The 19,475-nt window shown below is 45.1% G+C and carries 15 protein-coding genes; 9 read left to right on the forward strand and 6 right to left on the reverse strand.

The window, feature by feature from the left end:
- Positions 1 to 33: 33 nt before the first annotated feature.
- The 6 genes from SDEN_RS05330 to SDEN_RS05355 all read left to right on the forward strand — a co-directional run bounded on the left by SDEN_RS05330 (position 34) and on the right by SDEN_RS05355 (position 6,740).
- A complete protein-coding gene (locus SDEN_RS05330) occupies positions 34 to 921 on the forward strand; it encodes an outer membrane protein OmpK (RefSeq protein ID WP_011495476.1) in 888 nt (295 codons plus the stop codon).
- A 376-nt stretch (positions 922 to 1,297) separates the two neighbouring features.
- On the forward strand, positions 1,298 to 2,071 hold the full coding sequence (gene deoC, locus SDEN_RS05335; RefSeq protein WP_041405686.1) for a deoxyribose-phosphate aldolase: 774 nt from the start codon (positions 1,298 to 1,300) through the stop codon (positions 2,069 to 2,071).
- A 123-nt stretch (positions 2,072 to 2,194) separates the two neighbouring features.
- Complete coding sequence (gene deoA / locus SDEN_RS05340) at positions 2,195 to 3,526, forward strand: thymidine phosphorylase (protein WP_011495478.1); 1,332 nt, start codon at positions 2,195 to 2,197, stop codon at positions 3,524 to 3,526.
- 11 nt (positions 3,527 to 3,537) lie between these two features.
- A complete protein-coding gene (locus tag SDEN_RS05345) occupies positions 3,538 to 4,755 on the forward strand; it encodes a phosphopentomutase (RefSeq protein WP_011495479.1) in 1,218 nt (405 codons plus the stop codon).
- 85 nt (positions 4,756 to 4,840) lie between these two features.
- Positions 4,841 to 5,551: a purine-nucleoside phosphorylase gene (gene deoD, locus SDEN_RS05350; protein WP_011495480.1), complete on the forward strand. Its 711-nt coding sequence runs from the start codon at positions 4,841 to 4,843 to the stop codon at positions 5,549 to 5,551.
- A gap of 238 nt (positions 5,552 to 5,789) precedes the next feature.
- Entirely contained in the window at positions 5,790 to 6,740 is a 951-nt protein-coding gene (locus SDEN_RS05355; protein WP_232279930.1) for a hypothetical protein, read from the forward strand.
- Positions 6,741 to 7,198: 458 nt separating this feature from the next.
- Here the strand turns inward: SDEN_RS05355 and gbpA are convergent, their stop codons facing one another.
- Positions 7,199 to 8,644, reverse strand: a complete 1,446-nt coding sequence (gene gbpA / locus SDEN_RS05360) for an N-acetylglucosamine-binding protein GbpA (RefSeq protein ID WP_011495482.1) — start codon at positions 8,642 to 8,644, stop codon at positions 7,199 to 7,201.
- A 422-nt stretch (positions 8,645 to 9,066) separates the two neighbouring features.
- Positions 9,067 to 9,699 (reverse strand): AhpA/YtjB family protein, encoded by a 633-nt coding sequence (locus SDEN_RS05365; protein WP_083759639.1) that lies wholly within the window; start codon positions 9,697 to 9,699, stop codon positions 9,067 to 9,069.
- 146 nt (positions 9,700 to 9,845) lie between these two features.
- Between SDEN_RS05365 and serB the strand changes: the two genes are divergently transcribed.
- Together serB and SDEN_RS05375 are read left to right on the forward strand one after the other, a co-directional pair.
- Positions 9,846 to 10,892, forward strand: coding sequence for a phosphoserine phosphatase SerB (gene serB, locus SDEN_RS05370; protein WP_011495484.1), 1,047 nt, complete (start codon positions 9,846 to 9,848; stop codon positions 10,890 to 10,892).
- Between the two features lie 234 nt (positions 10,893 to 11,126).
- The gene (locus SDEN_RS05375) at positions 11,127 to 12,038 is read left to right on the forward strand and encodes an alpha/beta fold hydrolase (RefSeq protein ID WP_011495485.1); all 912 of its coding nucleotides are present in this window, start codon (positions 11,127 to 11,129) and stop codon (positions 12,036 to 12,038) included.
- A gap of 78 nt (positions 12,039 to 12,116) precedes the next feature.
- Here SDEN_RS05375 and SDEN_RS05380 read toward each other — a convergent pair whose 3' ends face one another.
- On the reverse strand, positions 12,117 to 14,507 hold the full coding sequence (locus SDEN_RS05380; protein ID WP_011495486.1) for a PilZ domain-containing protein: 2,391 nt from the start codon (positions 14,505 to 14,507) through the stop codon (positions 12,117 to 12,119).
- Between the two features lie 174 nt (positions 14,508 to 14,681).
- On the opposite strand from SDEN_RS05380, the gene radA reads away from it, so the two are divergent.
- A complete protein-coding gene (gene radA, locus SDEN_RS05385; RefSeq protein WP_011495487.1) occupies positions 14,682 to 16,058 on the forward strand; it encodes a DNA repair protein RadA in 1,377 nt (458 codons plus the stop codon).
- A 107-nt stretch (positions 16,059 to 16,165) separates the two neighbouring features.
- Here the strand turns inward: radA and SDEN_RS05390 are convergent, their stop codons facing one another.
- The 3 genes from SDEN_RS05390 to SDEN_RS05400 all read right to left on the reverse strand — a co-directional run bounded on the left by SDEN_RS05390 (position 16,166) and on the right by SDEN_RS05400 (position 19,441).
- Positions 16,166 to 16,543, reverse strand: coding sequence for a PilZ domain-containing protein (locus SDEN_RS05390; protein WP_011495488.1), 378 nt, complete (start codon positions 16,541 to 16,543; stop codon positions 16,166 to 16,168).
- Between the two features lie 324 nt (positions 16,544 to 16,867).
- Positions 16,868 to 18,226: a YjiH family protein gene (locus SDEN_RS05395; RefSeq protein WP_011495489.1), complete on the reverse strand. Its 1,359-nt coding sequence runs from the start codon at positions 18,224 to 18,226 to the stop codon at positions 16,868 to 16,870.
- A gap of 345 nt (positions 18,227 to 18,571) precedes the next feature.
- Positions 18,572 to 19,441: a U32 family peptidase gene (locus tag SDEN_RS05400; protein WP_011495490.1), complete on the reverse strand. Its 870-nt coding sequence runs from the start codon at positions 19,439 to 19,441 to the stop codon at positions 18,572 to 18,574.
- Positions 19,442 to 19,475: the final 34 nt, after the last annotated feature.

A 19,475-nucleotide genomic window follows, 5' to 3' on the forward strand; every position in this document is an offset into this window, starting at 1 on the left:
CGATGACAGTAAAGCCTAAAGATGGGGTTGATGATGAAAAATGTTAAAATGTTAGCGCTAGCTACTACAACGGTAGCTGCAATGTCTGGCACTGCTTTTGCTGCTGACCGTGGTACTGATATCCACGCTGGCGATTACAAGTGGATGCAGTTCAATGCTATGTATTCAGTTGATGAGCATCCAATTGCTGATGGCGTAGATGCAAAGCACGACTACCTAGAAATGGAATTTGGCGGCCGTTCAGGTGTTGTTGACTTATACGGTTATGTTGATGTGTTCAACTTAGCTAAAGCTGATTCTGGTGATAAAACTGGTAACGCAAGCAAGATGTTCATGAAGTTTGCACCACGTTTCTCTATCGATGCTATCACAGGTAAAGATTTGTCTTTCGGCCCTGTTAAAGAAGTTTACTTCTCTACGCTATACAACTGGGGCGGCGGTGCAGCAAACAAAGACGGTTCAGGTGACGTAAATATGTCATTTTGGGGTGTGGGTGCTGACGTTGAAGTGCCTTGGTTAGGTAAGACTGGTATGAACTTATACGGTACTTACGACATCAATACTAAAGAGTGGAACGGTTACCAGTTCTCTGCTAACTGGTTCAAGCCTTTCAAATTCTTCGACAACGGTAGCTTCTTATCGTTCCAAGGTTATATCGATTGGCAGTTCGCTATGGATGAGAAAGCTTCAGGCACCAACATCGATGGTAAGTATAACCTTACTGATAACGGTGGCGCATTTTTCTTAGGCCTATACTGGCACTCAGATCGTTTCGCGCTAGGTTATGGTGCTAAGTACTACAACAATGTTTATGGTCTAAATGACCGTGCGTTTGCTGGTGCACCTTGGGCTGAGCCAGATTGGACTGGTTTAAACACCACCGGTTGGGGTCACTACTTAACAGCAACTTACAAGTTCTAATAGTAGTTGGAGCCGCCCTCGCGGCGGCTCCAAATTTTACCTGTTTAACCCTTAATTAAATGGTTTCAAATTCATTAAGACAATTTAATTAAGAGTTAAAACCAAGAGATACTTGGTTAGTTATTAAATTTTTGCGCGCTAAAAAGGAATTTTCGCGGAAAAGGTTGCCAACACGCTTTGCCAATCTTCTTCCGGTCTTCAAGGATTCACGTCGTGGTACTCGTTATCAAGGTTGAATACTTACGTTAGTGGTACCTGAATGGGTATGGCTGACAATGCTGAAGGCCCGGCCAAACAATAATCACAGTAAGACTGTTCATTGCCTTTGCCTACAGTTAATTTTTTATTTCTTATATTTTCGTTTTGGAGAGCAATGATGAGTGATTTAAAAAAAGCAGCCCAACTTGGCATTCAGTTAATGGACTTAACGACGTTAAATGATGATGACACAGATCAAAAGGTCATCGATTTATGCCACAAGGCCGTCACCGCTGCGGGACACACTGCCGCTATTTGTATCTACCCTCGTTTTATCCCTATTGCGCGCAAGACCCTAAACGAGCTTGACGCCGAAGACATCAAGATTGCGACTGTGACTAACTTCCCTCATGGCAATGACGATATTGCTATTGCCGTGTTAGAGACTCGTGCTGCCGTTGCCTATGGCGCCGATGAAGTTGATGTGGTGTTTCCTTATCGCGCCTTGATGGATGGTGATGAAACCACAGGTTTTGAGCTAGTCAAAGCTTGTAAAGAAGCCTGTGGCGATGAAGCCATATTAAAAGTGATTATCGAATCTGGCGAGCTTAAAAATCCTGCGCTTATTCGCAAGGCTTCTGAACTTGCCATCGATGCTGGCGCCGATTTTATCAAGACTTCTACCGGTAAAGTGCCAGTAAACGCGACCTTAGAAGCCGCTGAAATCATGCTGACTGTCATCAAAGAGAAAAACACTAAGGTTGGTTTTAAGCCTGCTGGCGGCGTACGTGATGCGGCGCAAACGGCTGAGTTCTTAGCCCTTGCCGAACGTATTTTAGGCGCCGATTGGGCGACACCAAGCACCTTCCGTTTTGGCGCTTCGAGCTTACTTAACAGCCTATTGCATACCTTAGAATTAGCAGAAGCTGCCAAACCAAACCAAGGTTACTAATTTAATTTCGATTAGTTTGAATAGATCCTACTTTTTACAGTGCCTATGACCCAAAGGTCATGGGTGCGCCACAGTCATGTTGGCAATTCTGTATGCCCGAATTGTCATCCAAGGGGCGGAAGTATGTTTTTAGCTCAAGAGATAATTCGTAAAAAACGTAATGGCCAAGCGTTAACGGCTGCAGAAATTCAGTTCTTCGTGAATGGCATTACTACAAATTCAGTTTCAGAAGGGCAAATCGCCGCTTTTGGAATGGCGGTTTACTTTAATGACATGAATATGGACGAGCGCATCGCGTTAACCATAGGCATGCGAGACTCAGGCACAGTACTTAACTGGGACAGCTTAGGCCTTAATGGCCCTGTTATCGATAAACACAGTACTGGCGGGGTCGGTGATGTCATCAGCCTAATGCTTGGCCCTATGGCGGCGGCATGTGGCGGGTACGTTCCTATGATTTCGGGGCGCGGCTTAGGTCACACAGGGGGCACCTTAGATAAATTTGATGCCATTCTTGGTTATCAAACTGAGCCATCGAGCGAACTGTTTAGAAAAGTGGTTAAAGAAGCAGGCGTCGCCATTATTGGTCAAACTGGAGACTTAGTTCCAGCGGATAAGCGCTTTTATTCGATTCGAGATAATACCGCGACGGTTGAGTCAATCTCATTGATCACCGCCTCTATTTTGTCGAAGAAATTAGCGGCGGGTTTAGATGCGCTGGTAATGGATGTCAAAGTGGGTAGCGGCGCTTTTATGCCAAGCTACGCCGCATCGGAAGAGCTAGCTCGCAGTATTGCGGCAGTGGCTAATGGTGCGGGTACTAAGACTACAGCTTTGCTAACAGACATGAACCAGGTGCTTGCATCTTGCGCGGGTAATGCCGTTGAAGTCGTCGAAGCGATTAACTTCTTAACCGGCGAGTATCGCAATCCCAGACTCTATGAAGTCACCATGGGCTTATGTGCTGAAATGCTAGTTTTGGGGGGTATCGCGCAAAATGAGATTGAGGCCCGTACTAAACTTAATACAGTACTCGATAATGGCAAAGCGGCCGAAGTCTTTGGGAAAATGATTGCAGGCCTTGGCGGACCGACTGACTTTATTGAGGCCTATGATAAGTATTTGCCTCAAGCTAAGATCATTCGCCCTGTGTTCAGCGATGCACAAGGCTATGCCCACAGCATGGATACCCGCGAGCTTGGATTAGCGGTTGTGACCTTAGGGGGCGGGCGTCGTAAGCCAGGCGACAAATTAGATTACAGCGTAGGTTTGACCCAAGTGTGCGCCCTTGGAGAGCAAATTTCTACGGATAAGCCGATTGCCATGATCCATGCACAGACGGAAGATGATTTCCTCGAAGCGGAACTAGCAGTTAAAAATGCGATAAAAATTCAATCTTCTATGCCTGAAAAAATGCCAGAGATTTATCGCTACATCCGTGCAGCAGACTTATAACGGAGCAAGACATGAAACGTACATTTATTTTAATGCTGGATTCTTTTGGCATAGGTGCCGCCAGCGATGCCGACAAGTTCGGCGATATCGGCGCTGACACCTTTGGCAACATTGCCAAGGCCTGCGCCGAAGGCAAGGCTAATATTGGCCGTGATGGTAGCCTAAAATTGCCTAACTTAGCCAAACTTGGCTTAGGCCATGCGGGTTTTGAGAGCACAGGGCAGTTTGCTCCTGGTTTTAGCCAAGATGTTGAAGTGGTTGGCGCTTATGGTTACGCCGATGAGTTGAGCACAGGTAAAGATACCCCAAGCGGTCACTGGGAAATGGCCGGTGTTCCCGTGCTCTATGACTGGGGTTATTTCAATGATTTGCAAGACTCCTTCCCAAAAGAATTGACCGATAAAATTTTAGCTCGCGCAGGCCTTAGCGGTTTCTTAGGCAATTGTCATGCTTCAGGCACTACAATTCTTGAGCAGTTAGGTGAAGAGCACATGCGTTCTGGCATGCCGATATTCTATACCTCGGCAGATTCTGTGTTTCAGGTCGCCTGCCACGAAGAAAGCTTTGGTTTAGATAACCTATTACGCCTGTGTGAAATTGCCCGTGAAGAGCTAGGCCCTTACAACATAGGTCGGGTTATCGCCCGTCCATTTATTGGCACAGGCCCAAGTGATTTTTCTCGTACAGGAAATCGTCGTGATTACGCCGTCGAGCCACCTTCGAAGACAGTGCTGGATAAGCTTAAGGACGCTGGCGGTGAAGTGGTCAGCGTCGGCAAGATTGCCGACATCTATGCTCACTGCGGTATCACCAAAAAAGTCAAAGCCAGTGGCTTAGAGGCATTATTTGATGCCACGCTTGAGCAAATCAAGCAAGCCGGTGACAGAACCATAGTATTTACTAATTTCGTTGATTTTGATTCACATTATGGCCATCGCCGCGATGTGGCAGGCTATGCTAAAGCATTGGAGTATTTTGATGAACGCTTGCCTGAGCTGTTGGCCTTGTTGGAGCAAGATGATTTATTGCTACTGACTGCCGATCACGGCTGCGATCCCACTTGGCCTGGTAGTGACCACACCCGCGAGCGAGTGCCGGTCTTAGCATTAGGCGCAGGCCTTGCGGCAGGCTCACTGGGGCTGCGTAACAGCTTTGCCGATATGGGGCAGTCTATCGCCAGCTATTTTGAGCTGGAACCGATGGAATACGGCGAATCATTTATTCAGTAATGTTAAATTCGATACCAATATATTGATACAGTGCTCATGTAATCTATTGATGAGCATAAAATAAATAGAAAAAGGGGTTTTTCTCATGGCTACACCACACATTAACGCAGTACCAGGCGCTTTTGCAGAAACAATGTTGTTTCCTGGCGATCCATTACGCGCAAAATACATTGCTGAGACGTTCTTAGAAAACGTAGAGCAAGTGACTGACGTACGTAACATGTTAGGTTTCACTGGTACCTATAAAGGTAAGCGCATTTCGGTTATGGGTAGCGGCATGGGTATCCCTTCAGCCTCTATCTATGCTTATGAATTGATTAAAGAATATGGCGTTAAAAACCTTATTCGTGTGGGTACTTGTGGCGCTATCAGCACTGACGTTAAAGTCCGTGACGTGATCATCGCCATGGGGGCTTGTACTGACTCTAAAGTGAACCGTTTACGTTTCAAAGATCATGATTTTGCTGCCATTGCAGATTACAGCCTATTAAGCGCTGTGGTAGATTCCGCCAAAGAGCACGGCACACAAATCCGTGTGGGTAACGTCTTCTCTGCAGATCTTTTTTACACGCCAGATCCACAGATGTTTGATGTAATGGAAAAAATGGGTGTGTTAGGCGTCGAGATGGAAGCCGCTGGTCTTTATGGCGTAGCTCATGAACTCGGTGCTAAAGCCCTATGTGTTGTGACAGTCTCTGATCACATACGTACTGGCGAAAAAACCACTTCAGATGAGCGTCAAACCACATTTAATGACATGATCATCATGACATTGGATGCGGCTATCACGCTGTAATTAGCTGTCGTCAGTTTATGCCGTAACCTTATAACTCACAGCATAGACAGCGCATTAAAACGGACTCAATGGAGTCCGTTTTTTATTGGCTGTGATAATATGGATGGGGCGTTAATTCTAAAATTAGAACGGTAGTGGTGTTGAATTAAAGAGTAGATTAGTTGAAGTTTATTAATACCTCACAAACTGCGCCGCGAAGAAATACTAAAGTGTTAGATGTACTCAAGGAGGATTCATTTTGTTACTCATAAATACAATAAAGGTAGTTGTGATTTCACTTTCTATACTGATGATCGATTTTTGCTTTGCAGGGACTGTGATTGAAATTAAAGCTCAACCTAGTCAGGGATTTGAGTTTCCATTCCTGTTAAAAATACCAGACGATAGCGTCAATCAAAGCGTTAAGTATTTAGTGGTCGAAACGAACAATTCTGGTATGGCTTCTGATGATTTCGAGGTCCATTATCAAAAAGCTAAAAATGCAATTATCGGGAATGCTATAGGACCGTGGATTGCAGAAAAACTACAATTCCCAATTCTAATTCCAATATTCCCACGCCCTGAAACTATCTGGGAAACCTATACGCATGCATTAGACCGCGACACTTTATTAATTGGGTCGGGTAATCTAAAAAGACTTGATCTTCAATTACTCGCAATGATCGAACAAGCAAAAATAGAACTTAATAAACACGCTGTAAATATTGAGTCTAAAGTGATTTTGACGGGTTTTTCTGCCTCAGGAAGTTTAGCTAACCGGTTTTCAATGTTGCATCCCTCTAGTCTCCAGTTAGTTGTTGCGGGGGGGGTAAATGGAATATTAATGTTGCCATTAGAGAAGATTGACGAAGAAAAATTAGATTATCCAATTGGCATTAATGATTTCAAACAAATTGTCGGTAAGCCCTTTGATAAATCAGCGTGGGTATCTTTGCCTCAATTTTTATTTATGGGTAAGAATGACACTAATGATGCCGTTGAATATGATGATGCGTATTCAGATAGCGAGAGGAAAACGATTCATTCGGTGTTAGGTCATCAAATGCAGCCTGAACGTTGGATTAAATGCCAGGACATCTATATAAAAAGTAATGTGAATGTCGTTTTTCATACATATAAAAGTATTGGACATGAAACCAACTTGAAAATTCATAATGATATTCTTAACTTTGTGAAACAGAACATCTAAATAATGATCATGGTAAACCTGTATACAGGAGTTTCAGTGACACATTGAGGGGCTGCCAGCTATCCTGACACAGGGGGTATCCTAGCCTAAGATGGTTAAATCATTAGAGTAAAGTTGTTATACCAATCACATTAATTATGTGATCTATCAGAGCGCCTCAAGCTTTTCAATTCAAGGCGCATTAATGCAGTAAGGGTTATACCCTTTCAAATTAATGCAACGATGAAGAGGAACGCTTGAGACGCTCCCAAGGGGCGGGTTTCAAAGGGGATTTCTCTGCGTTGAAGACTTTTGACATAGCACCACTATGCCTTCAAGCCTGTGCCTTGATTAATCCCCTTTGAATTCCCGCTGAATGACCAGATAATTAATACGATTGGTATTACAAGGTATTTAATGCTAGTTGCACCGAGAGCCACTTAGGTTTCGGTGCAACCGTGGGGCATAGGCAGCCTTTATTACAACTCAGTCCAGGCCATTGTCCAAGAGGTGCCGACCCCTGGCTCAAATGCTGTTGCCGCGGTTGTCCATTGCCTGCAATAGCCGCTGTAGGGGAAAGGTTTGCATTGATAGATTTTCCCCGTCTTGGGTTGCAATACTGTGGTACCAGCCACATAGTCTTGTAATCCTTGCGGAAACACAAAGTCAGCCTCGGGTTCTGGTTGTTTATCCTTTAGGAATACATCGAAATTTTGCTGAATAATATCCCCTTGTCGAGGCTCACCTTTCACCTGTAAATGATAATGGCCAACCTTGGGATTAATGACATCCAGTAGGAAACTTGCACTAGTATTATTCACCGCCTGTTCAACAAAGCCCGCAGCGGTGCCATCATGGCTGAATAAATAACCAGACACTTGCATCTCTGTATTGGTGGTCACATCGAAACGGACTTGAGCCTTAGCATCGATAATTTGAACATCTTGGGTAAGGGAGCTTACTTCTAGTTGATTATCCGGTGCAGGGGCCAGTTGAAAGCCTATTTCAACGGTTTCTATGTCTGAGTCTATCAAGGTAAAAATATCATTTTTGCCGTAAACAGGCACTATGTCGCCAGCGGTATTTTTTTGTCCGGCGCTAAGCTGTACTTGCTGAGAATTAATGGCGCTAGCGAGCAGGAAGGGCCAATTTTGTTTATTGCCTTGAGTCGCGTCACTAATGGTGATTAAGGTTTGTTTAGCCGTTTGCTCACCATGAGCATCAAACACCCGGGTCATGACCTTGTCACCAGGCTTAAGATCCAGCGATGGATTAATATCGCCAACATCTCGCCATTCTTGGGGCTCCGCGGGATCGGAGCCTAAGTTAACGTCGATAGCATTGTAGAAACTATTGCTGGTATCGCCTACTTCCCACAGGGCTAGAATGACATGGTAACCACCGCGACCTTCAGGGACATAACAGTCATGGGTCACTAATTTAGCGGGTTGCACCATACCACCGTCGACCACACAAAAAGGGGCTAAGTCGAAACTTGCGCGGCTCAAAGCTTGGTGTTGATCCCAGTCTTGGCGGGTTAAATAATAACGCCAGTTGCGGGTGACATGGTTCGCGGTAAACTGCCAAGTCAATTTATTCCACCCTGCTGTCATATCTGTCTTTGACCAACGGCTGGGACTCTGAATATCTAGAGGGGAAAACGCCCCATTAGCTGCGCTCGCTAACTGACCATCGGCAGGGCCATATTCAGGGAAGCCTGAAGGTCCTTCAACGCTTTGTGGCTCCCATTGAACCGCACCACAGTTAGTATTGCTGCCCGTTTTACAAGCGTATGAGCGTGATTCTGGCGACAGCACATAACCATGTGCCTCAACCGAAGTACTCACAAAAGCATGCCCCGCGAGCAGGGATGCAACCACAATGTTCAATTTAGACACATGGGGGGAAACGGTAGAATTTGCCACTTTAATACACTCCTTTGGTTATCTAACTTCAAAAATCCATTGATTAACATGGGAAAGACACAGCCTGATTTGTCAATGAGTTTGCTAAACTGGATTAAGCTTGTCTTTGGCCTTCAATGTTACAGGTATGTGACATTGGCAGGCAGTTTAATAAAACTAGCAGTGAAAGACAGCGCTGTCAAAATTGTAAAGCCAATAAAATTCAGCTATTTGTGTTCATTGAGTTTTTAGGGGGAAAAGCTGAGAGTAGGAGGCAAAAATGCATCGCTAAATAATACCATTGGTATTAGCGTAAAGATAAAATAGGCTCGCTTTGAAACGAGCTTATATTCCATGGCAAGCATGTATGGGCCGTAGAGACGAGTTGTACTCGGCAGACATGATTTTTAGGTTAATGAATGCTAAGCATCACTTTATCCCCGTTATTTCAAGCTTTTCCTGGGTTTCTTCACTCTGGGCTTGATGGCATTGAGGCGGTCGAATTCGGCGCGTTTAAATGACATGGACTTTGACAGCAGCAGGCCGATGATCCCTGCGACAATTAACATAATCTGTTGTAATTGCATATTTTCTTCATGAAGTATCTTTATCTCGTCGAAGAAAATGTTAGGATTTAATCTGACCTCCACATAACCAAGATTATTGTCCCCTTGGGTGACGTTTTCTATGAGAGGGGCATAAGGCTTGAGCAATTCCTCAAGCTCTTTTGAGTCAGGATCTAGCTTTTCGCTGCTGACGCTCTGGGCGAAGGCAAGGCGGTTACCGCTAGAGTCATAGATATTGACTGACATTATCTTAGGATCTGTCACTAAGGTATTGGCGAGCCACTCAATCTGCTGAGTATTTTTCAGATACATGGCCGGCGCCGCACCATTGGCGGCTTGTTGGGCCAGTAGTCTTGCCATGACTTTAGTTTGCGAGTTTAGCAATTGGTTGCCATTGATTAGGCTAGATTGCCACAGGTGCACTAGGCCGAAAATCAGTCCGACGGCAACGCATACTTGAATGAGTCTGGTCATCTTGTGCCTTTTTTTAAGGCCTTTAGCAAAAATCACTTTAATGTTTTCTCATTTTTCTGTTTAATTCATACTAATCGAATTGAAAAAGACTGATAGTTGTTTTATTTAACTATCAAGCAGCTATAGCGCTTTAGTCATTTTAATTCATCACATTTGTAGCATCAATACGGGAAATATAATCCATGGAAACCGCAGTCGTTCAGCCTTTAACTTGGTTTCTAGGAGATGATGTCTCTGTCGTTATGCTGGATAGCGCAGCGGCGGATACCTATAGTAACCCTGACGATAAATCCAGCGAAACTCATCTCAATGATGGGGCCAAGGTGTACCAATATCAAGAGAGCGCCTACCTAACTGAAATCGCCGCGGCCTTCCCAATACGTATTCGAGTTCTTTTTGAGCGAGAGGTTCAAACTCAGATTAAACACTGGCTTAGTAAGCTGTCCGCTCCCTTTGCTATCTGCATATTGTCTCGTGAAAACAGCCTAGTTGGCCTTGAAATAGCGGCCAAGCATAGCCTAGGCGCTGAAATTAGGCAATTTCCATCGCTGAGGGGGGGCGAGCTGATAGAAATACAGCAGCCGTTACCGCGTTTAACCACCCCAGGGTTATTGGTGATGGACATGGACTCAACGGCCATTGAAATAGAATGTATCGATGAACTTGCGGCATTGGCAGGGGTGGGTGAAGAGGTGGCTGCGGTCACCGAACTTGCCATGCAAGGTGAGCTGGATTTTGAACAAAGTTTACGCCAGCGGGTGGCTAAACTTAAGGGGGCACCAGCGAGCATCATAGACGATTTGTGCATTAACTTGCCGCTAATGCCAGGTCTTGAGGTCATGATAGCCGAGCTTAAGTCTCATGGCTGGCACTTAGTGCTGGCCTCAGGAGGCTTTAGCCATTTTGTTGAATATCTCAAAGATAAGCTGGCGCTTGACGCCGCTTACGCTAATCAATTGGTGATAGTAAACGGCGTGCTGCAAGGGGAGGTTATAGGTACTGTGGTTGATGCTGAATTTAAGGCTAAGGTATTGAGTGAATGCGCCCACAAGTGGCATATTCCAGCGGGTCAAAACTTGGCCATTGGTGACGGTGCCAACGATATTCCCATGATACAAGCGGCTGACTTTGGCATTGCCTTTCACGGCAAGGAAAAATTGATTAACGCTGCTGATGCGGCGGTGAGCCAATTAGACTTGAGGGCGCTGGTCTTTTTGTTGCAAGCATAATTGTTACAAGCTTAGCTGTTACAAGCCTAGTTATTACAGCTTGAGCCATTACAGCTTGAGTGATTCAAACCTTGTTATTTCAAACGCTATTTTTTAAATGGATTAAAACCGCATTTAGGTTAAGTTAAACGTTTGCTTAGGTTTTTTACTCTAAATGCTTGTGTTTATCCTTCGCCGAGATTAGTTTAGCCTTATGTTTATTTAGATGACGCGACGATCTTGACTAGCTCAAATGTGAACCCGAAAGCCATATCTCAGCAATCTCTGTTTATTCCTTATCGAGGAGGGCAGCTGCATTTACGTCATATCGCCCCCAAAGCTCAGCACACTAATAATACGCCTATTCTGATGCTCCATGGCGCCATGTCCAATGGGCGGGTGTTTTACAGTGACTCGGGTCGAGGCCTAGGTTGCTTTATGGCGGCGGCAGGTTTTGATGTGTATGTGCTGGATACCGCCGGACGTGGCCTGAGTGGACCTAGAGTTTCTAGAGGCTTTGAATTGGGTCAAGGCGAGGTTATTCGTGAGCAATTGCCTTTAGTCCATGATTATATTCTCTCTCGCCACCCCTTAGTGGATAAAGTGCATTGGTGTGGTCACTCTTGGGGCGGGGTCTTAATGGCCAGCGCCTTAGTACGCCATCGGGATTTACAACAAAGTGTGGCCTCCCTGCTGACCTTTGGGACTAAACGCACCATTAAAATTCGCTCGGTTCGCAAGTGGCTAATGGTGGATCTCTTCTGGAATCGTGTCGCCCCCGCGCTGAGTTTTTTTCAGGGCTATCTTGCCGCCGATAAACTGGGGCTTGGGATGGATAACGAAAGCCGCGCCTCGTTATTGCAAAGCATCGACTGGGTGAGGGGAGATTGGGTCGATCATGATGACGGTTTTGATTATGCTAAAGCCGCCAATAAAACCCTGTGGCCTAAGACCTGGTTTATTGCAGGTCATAAGGATAAAGTGCTTGGCAATCCCAGTGATGTGAAAGACATGTTGGTCGAATGCGGCATGAATTCCCCTAAATACACTCTACTTGCCAAGGAAAGCGGCTATTTATACGATTATGGCCATGCGGACATGTTGACTCACGGGCAGGCGGTGGACGATCATTTCCCGCAAATTGCTCACTGGTATCAAGAGGCTTAGGTTTAGACGCTGAGTTCAGTTAAGCCGAGTTCAGGGGAGAATGTCACAACACCTCTTGGAGTTATTCAAGAGGTGCAATTACTGTTCTATAGTTAATTCAGGATAACGACACAAGACTTCTTGAGTGACATCCAGTAGCTCACCGACCCCTATGATGCTATTAAGTCTTTCCTCAAGCTGATGAGCTTTATGCTTAGCCTGAGAGGTAATATATTCAAGCTCGCGGCGTATATAAGATAAATCACTTTTCTCTGCTGCACCTATGTAGATACGTAGGGCGGTAAATTTTCCTGCTTTTTGCCCGCCACGAATAAATTGCAGCTGGGCTTCCTTGCTGATTAACTCGTCGAGGTGACGTGTGGTGAGGCTAATTGAGCCCCTGGCATGATGCTTCACTTGTATGAAGACTTCGAAGAAATTCAATCTGTGTTGATGCTTCATTTTCTTGCAGGGTTCAAGGTAATGTTGCTTAAATTGACCGTTTTCCAGCAACGGACCTAAGTTATACTGCAAGGTATTCTCTGTTCCAGCGGCAAACAAGTGACTGATGTCATCGACTTTAGTGCCTATGCCTAGGCAAGCTATTTTTGCCGATTTGCTGGTTTTTTCAATAAAGAAAGGCACGCCCGCAAATTGGCGAGTTAACAGATTTTTCATCCCATCCGAAAGCTCTTTAAGGGCCCCATTAGGTTCTGATAATTGAGTCAGCTTGCCCTTATTTTGGGCAATAAGCTTATTCATAAACTCAACACCCACATGGGGGGTGTGGCCGAGTATGGCGCTTAAATGCAAATGTGTACCTTGGTAGCGTGTCTGAACCAGCTGATAATTAAGCTGATCTAACTGCACATTGCCTGCAATGGTTTGTAACTTAGGGAAACTAAGCTGCACAGCAGCAGGGCATGTGAAGTCAATTTTGTCATCGAGTTTGATTTGCAAACCACGGCTTGATATATCACAACTTATGCCGCTGGCTTTTTTATCCCCTTGGCTGATATCTACGCTGGATTTAAAGCTGTACCTGGCTTCATGACGACGTTCGCTAAAAGGCATAGACAAGCGTTTAACACTGTTATTCTTTACTTTAGCTTGGGCAAAGGCTTTGAGATCGTTGACATCATTGTAATAAACCCAAGCCTGATAATGCTCTTTAATACTGGGATTAGTGACATCCTGTAATTGCAGTACATGGGTCATCTGCTTAAGTTCTTGCTCGGTATCGGCAGAGTAAAGCGGGTCATCACCTTGTAAGGTTGAACTTTTATAATGCTGCTGATGATCGATTTGATGCAGGTTTAATTTAAACACTCGCCAGCTGTCTTTTTTGGCTCCAAATCCAAAGAACAAGGCTTGAGTTTGGGTTTGGATAAGCTCGGCAAGGCTGGCTGAATAGAAATGAACTCGCCCATTTGCGTTGTGGGTAAAACAAAAGAATAATCTGTGATTAGGATCTTCTGCTTGATTGACTATTTTACTGAGTCGCACCTCTGTGAGCATGGCGGATAATTGGCAATTTGCGTGTTCATCCTTAAAGAAGCTTTGGATCTCAGCGTTGCCCACATTGAGTAGCTCATGACTGATTTGATACTGCTGTTGCTCTAAGGTCAAATACAGAGGCAAATGCTTAAATAAAGGTAAATAATGACGCTCAAATCCAAGGCCTGTGGCTGTAACAAACACATCGTTGACATCTAACTTGTAGCGATATTTATAACTGTCAATAAGCTCATGGATGAGTTTGTCCAATGATTCAGCATTGCCTAGTCGCTTGAGCCTGATGATGGTGTCTTTACTATTGTGTTGTAAATCTACAACTTTATATTCGACACCAAGTTGTAATTCTTCAAAGTACTCATCTTCATTCAGCGCGCTGAGTTTAACGATTAATGGTCTGTCAGTGTCAATGACTTGGTTGACATCGAGTTTAATACGAGCGCCGCTGACGGACAGGTCTAAGGTGGTACCACTAAATTCACTGATCCCCTGTTGCAGCATTCTCACCTTGATGCTGTAATTCATTCGCTCTTCGGTGCGGCTGAAATAATTGCCAAGCACCACAGCGGGTACCACAAACTCATTCACATCCTGCGTGCCTGACTGTGCCTTTGACTGCAAAAATTGCTGCTTATACAAATACTTTTTGTGGGCTTTTATGACATGTTCATACACACCTAAGGTGTACTTGTTGCGGTACAGTGGCAAAGCTTGCAGTAGAGCATTTTGAGCGGGTTCATCGAGAAAGTGAGTCACGCCACCAAGGGAGATTTCTTGGCATTCGAGTTCTGACTTACCACGCATGTCGATGATTCGCGTGCAAATTCCTGCCAGCCGATTGAGCTCCATCTTAATCAGAAAGCGGGTGGAATTGGACTCATCGGCGGTTAATTGGGTAAAAATCTCCTGGAAATCAGGTTCCATTAACAGCGGCTTGAGTTGCTCAATTAGAGCATTGTGGTTGTCTAAACTCATTATGTTATCGTTTTTAATGCTTCTTGTGAGTCTGGCTGTTAATCTTATCGGCAAAAAACTGCTGGGCTTTATTGATTTTATACCTAAAGTATAAATTAAGCGTATTGATTATACTGGTTTTCTTCTCAAGCCGCAGTGTGTTTCTGTCTTTCGTTTTTCATTTGGTTAAAGATTATGGCTAAAAATAAGACGGCCTATGTGTGTAATGAATGTGGCCAAGATTTCCCTCGCTGGCAAGGGCAGTGCAACACTTGCCAAGCTTGGAACTGTATTACCGAAGTGCGTTTAGGCACAGGCACAAGTGCAACCCGTACCCATCAGTTTGCCGGTTACGCAGGTGCGGCGGGGAGTGGGACTGCCAAAGTGCAGACCCTAGATAAAATTGATTTAAATGCACAACCACGAATAGCCAGCTCCTTTGCCGAACTGGATAGAGTGCTAGGCGGCGGGATAGTGCCTGGCAGCGCCATTTTGATTGGCGGCCATCCTGGGGCGGGTAAAAGTACCTTATTGCTGCAAACCTTGTGTCAACTGGCTCAAGTGATGCCTGCGCTTTATGTCACTGGAGAAGAGTCGTTGCAACAAGTCGCAATGCGGGCTCACAGGTTAGGATTGCCTACGGCAAATTTGAACATGCTATCTGAGACCAGTGTTGAGGCTATTTGCGATATCGCCCTGCAAGAAAAGCCCAAAGTTATAGTGATAGACTCCATTCAAGTGATGCACATGAGCGATGTGCAATCTTCCCCTGGCAGTGTGTCTCAGGTGCGTGAGTCGGCTTCTTATTTAACCCGTTTTGCGAAACAGCAAGGCATAGCCATCATCATGGTGGGCCATGTGACCAAAGACGGTAGCCTAGCTGGCCCTAAAGTGTTGGAACACTGCATAGACTGCTCTGTGATGTTTGAAGGGGATAGTGATAGCCGTTATCGCACGTTGCGCTCCCATAAAAACCGTTTTGGCGCCATCAATGAGCTTGGGGTGTTTGCCATGACGGAGCGAGGCCTTAAAGAAGTGGCCAATCCATCGGCGATTTTTCTGTCTCGCGGCGAAGAGGCGGCCTCGGGTTCTTTAGTCATGGTGGTATGGGAAGGCACCCGGCCCTTGCTGGTGGAATTACAGGTTTTAGTAGACAGCTCGGCCATGGCGAACCCAAGGCGAGTGGCTGTGGGTATGGATGCTAATCGCCTCGCCATGTTACTGGCTGTGATGCACAGACACGGCGGGCTACAGATGTCCGATCAAGATGTGTTCGTTAACGTGGTCGGCGGGGTTAAGGTCTCTGAGACGAGCGCCGACTTAACCTTATTGCTGGCCATGGTATCAAGTTTTCGTGGTGAGATTTTACCCCGTGATTTAGTGGTGTTTGGTGAGGTGGGCTTATCTGGCGAAATACGGCCAGTGCCTAATGGACAAGAAAGACTCATTGAAGCGGCTAAACACGGGTTTACCCGCGCCATAGTCCCTAAAGCCAATGTCCCTAAGAAGTCACCGCCTGGCATGCAGGTCATTGGAGTGAGTAAATTATCCCAAGCCTTAGAAGTGCTTTAAAGCATGTTGTAAAGGAACAGAGATAAAAGCGCTGATGACAAAAAGGATCCTAAATCGGATCCTTTTTTCATGTATCAATTCAGGATTAATGCATAGTATTAGAACAGCTAAACGCCATGAGCCTGCTCATGTTCATCGATAAACAGCGCCAATTCCCTGTGTAGCAATTCAGTATCGCCTAAGTTCAACTCCACCATGCGTTTGAGGTGGCTGATGCTATCAAGGTCTATGTGTAAGCATTCAAATCTGAGCTTAACAGCGCCTTTTAAGATGATGCCCACTTCCATGGTGATCTCTATATCTGAGTCGGGCAAACAAAATACCAAGGATAATGGGCCTTGGTCTGGGTGAAAGCCTGTTGGGGTTTCCACTAATGCGCCATTTAGGCACAGATCTAGGATCTTGGTTTCCCACACACTGTCCCCTTGATACAAGCGGGCACTGGTTGCAAAGAGGAAGCGGGAAAAGCGTCGTTTTTCATCCATAACAGATCCTTTATCGAAGCGGTCACTATTTAACTAAGCATAAGGTATTTATGTTTAGCTGCACAAGTATTAAGCATAAATGGTTGTTGTTATCGAACCTAAACTAGGCTCTTTTGTTATCTACTCGACTGGGTATATTTAACATTAAGCCTTGCTAGTAAAGGGGGGCTCCTTGAGCGAAAGCTGCAATTTTACTTCACAACTATAAGCCCAGCAGTTATATCGATTAAACGATTACTTTGAGGTTAGTTTATATTTTTGTTTTTGCACATATTTATATAAAAAAGAGACCCTAAGGTCTCTTTTATTTGTCACTTAGTGAGATTAGAGCAACAGATGCGCGGCACCAGCAATCACAGGCAAGGTGACTAAGGTACGTAAAATAAATACCACAAATAAATCGAAGAAATTTACCGGGATTTTACTGCCAAGCAGTAAGGCGCCCACTTCGCTCATATAAATAAGCTGTGTCACTGAAAGCGCAGCAATCACAAAGCGAGTCAGATCGGACTCGATTGAGCTTGCCAGAATTGACGGCAGAAACATATCGGCAAAGCCCACCACTATGGTTTTTGATGCTTCCACTGCTTCAGGAATTTGCAATAGCTCTAATAAAGGTACAAACGGCATGCCTAAATAATTAAACAGCGGAGTATGCTCGGCCAATATTAGCGCTATGGTGCCTATGGCCATTACGGCCGGAATAATACCAAAAATCATGTCGATGGCATTTTTAACACCTTCTTCGAAAAAGTGTTTAATCCCACCAGACTTATGAGCCTTTGCTAATGCTTGCTCATAACCCCAAGAAACCACATTGTAGTTAGTTGGGATCATTTCATCATCGGCATGGCGCGGGGTGTCATCGATATATTGGTCTTTTTTCCATGATAATGGTGGCAGTTTAGGCACCACAATGGCAGCCACAACACCGGCTAAGCAAACAGTTAAGTAAAAAGGAATAAACAGGTACTCAAGCTTAACTTGGGAGATGACGACTAGGCTGAAGGTAATAGACACTGCCGAAAAGGTGGTACCTATCACAGCGGCTTCACGCTGAGTATAAAAACGGGTTTCATACTGTTTGTTGGTCATGAGAATGCCCACGCTGCCATCGCCTAACCAAGACGCCATACAATCTATGGCGCTGCGTCCAGGAAGGTTAAACACAGGGCGCATGATCTTAGTCATCATGGTGCCAAAAAACTCCAGCAAACCGAAGTTCACCAGCAGGGGCAATAACATGCCAGCTAGTAAAAATACCGAAAACAACACAGGTAATAAATCGTTTAACACCAAGGCGCCGGTGGCGGAGGAATGTATCAACTCAGGGCCCAGTTGCAGGTAAGTCATCACGACAAAAACTGCACCAAGAATGCGCATCAAGACCCAAAGTGTTGGAATGAGCAATAAGGTCGTGAGAAAGGGACTCTGGCTGATAAATTTGGGTTTGATGAGTTTGGCAAGCACAGTGGCTAAGGCCATAAACACTATGATGCAGGACACTATCAAGGTGAGCTTGCCTGCTAAAAGGGCCTGCAATGATTTAGCTAATACCGCAATAGGAATGGTGATGGCATCATCATAACTGACGGGCAGCATAAACAGCAGCAAGCCGATAAGCGAAGGCAAAATAAAGCTGATAATGGTTTTTAGGGTATGTTGTTTTTTTGGGACTTCCACGGCGTGTTACCTATATGGCTACTGTAAAAATGCAAGGTTGGGGTTGTTAACCCTAGCATTTTACTCGCCTCAAAATGAGGGCTGCATAAAAATAGAGTGCAAGATTACCCGCTAATGAAGTGGAAAGCCAACACTATCAAGCCTTGTCAGCCTGTTTGCTCCTTTGTTTAGCTATGCAGTATTAGTGATTTAATAACATGATGATTTGAAGGGATAGATGCGAAAGTCGGCCATAAATAAGATAAAGAAAGTGAAATCGCCTCAGCAAGGAATGGCTGAGGCCGTGTGTTGCTAAAAATAACTGAAGTGACTAAATGAAGCTGTGAGTGGCGCTGTTAATGGTGCTTAAGGTGAGACCTGATTAAATCCTGCTTCACCAAACCAGTAACCGTTACAGCTTTCGCTGCTGTGCTTGCTTTGGGGCACTTGTTGCTGGGTTAATGTAATGCACAGCTCATCGGCAAGCTCTATGCTGGAAAGGGCCGTGGGGGATACCCTAAAGTAGCTTACGCCTAAGGCCTTCATGTTAGGAATTTCACTGATGAGATCTACATAGGCGGCCGATTGAGTCTGTATGCCATTGAGCCTTAACAGAGGTTGGTTTTCTTGGGTTTGGGCTAACATGCCTTTAGGGTGAGTCTTACATAGGGTGTCGCAATTATCCTTCCTCAGGCCAAAGTGCTTCGCGGTAAAACAGCGTGCCGAATGAGCTAGCGGCATATAGCCATGGCCCATGACTTCGATATCAAACTCAGGCTGAGTTTCTATCACTTTTGTGAGCCAGTCTCTTGAAAGCTCATAGGGCATCACAAAACGCACCATGCCCAGCTTGTGCAAGATATCTAGGCTGGCACGATTGTAATTATTGATGCTCGGGCCACAAATAAATGGCAATTTGGCCTCACTGGCGTAATGCACCGCGGCCATGTCGTTGGCTTCGATAATAAACTCGCCATTATCCACGCAACGCTTAAGCTCGCCAATTTCGGATTGGGCTTCAATCAAGGCCATGGTGGATAGGATAACCTCTTTACCGGCTGCGTTTAATTGCCGAGCTATAGCGAGATAGTCTGCGAGTTTTACTTCACGGCGCCTACTGCAGACAGTTTCGCCTAAATACACGCTGTGCACTTGGCTTTGAGCCGCCTTCTCATAAAAAGTGTAAACCTTGTCTTTTTCCCAGCAGTAGCTGATAGGACCTAATGCTATTTTCATCTCGAATACCTAGTAAATGACTGTATTTATCTTG

The organism is Shewanella denitrificans OS217, from assembly GCF_000013765.1.
GTDB classification, from domain to species: domain Bacteria; phylum Pseudomonadota; class Gammaproteobacteria; order Enterobacterales; family Shewanellaceae; genus Shewanella; species Shewanella denitrificans.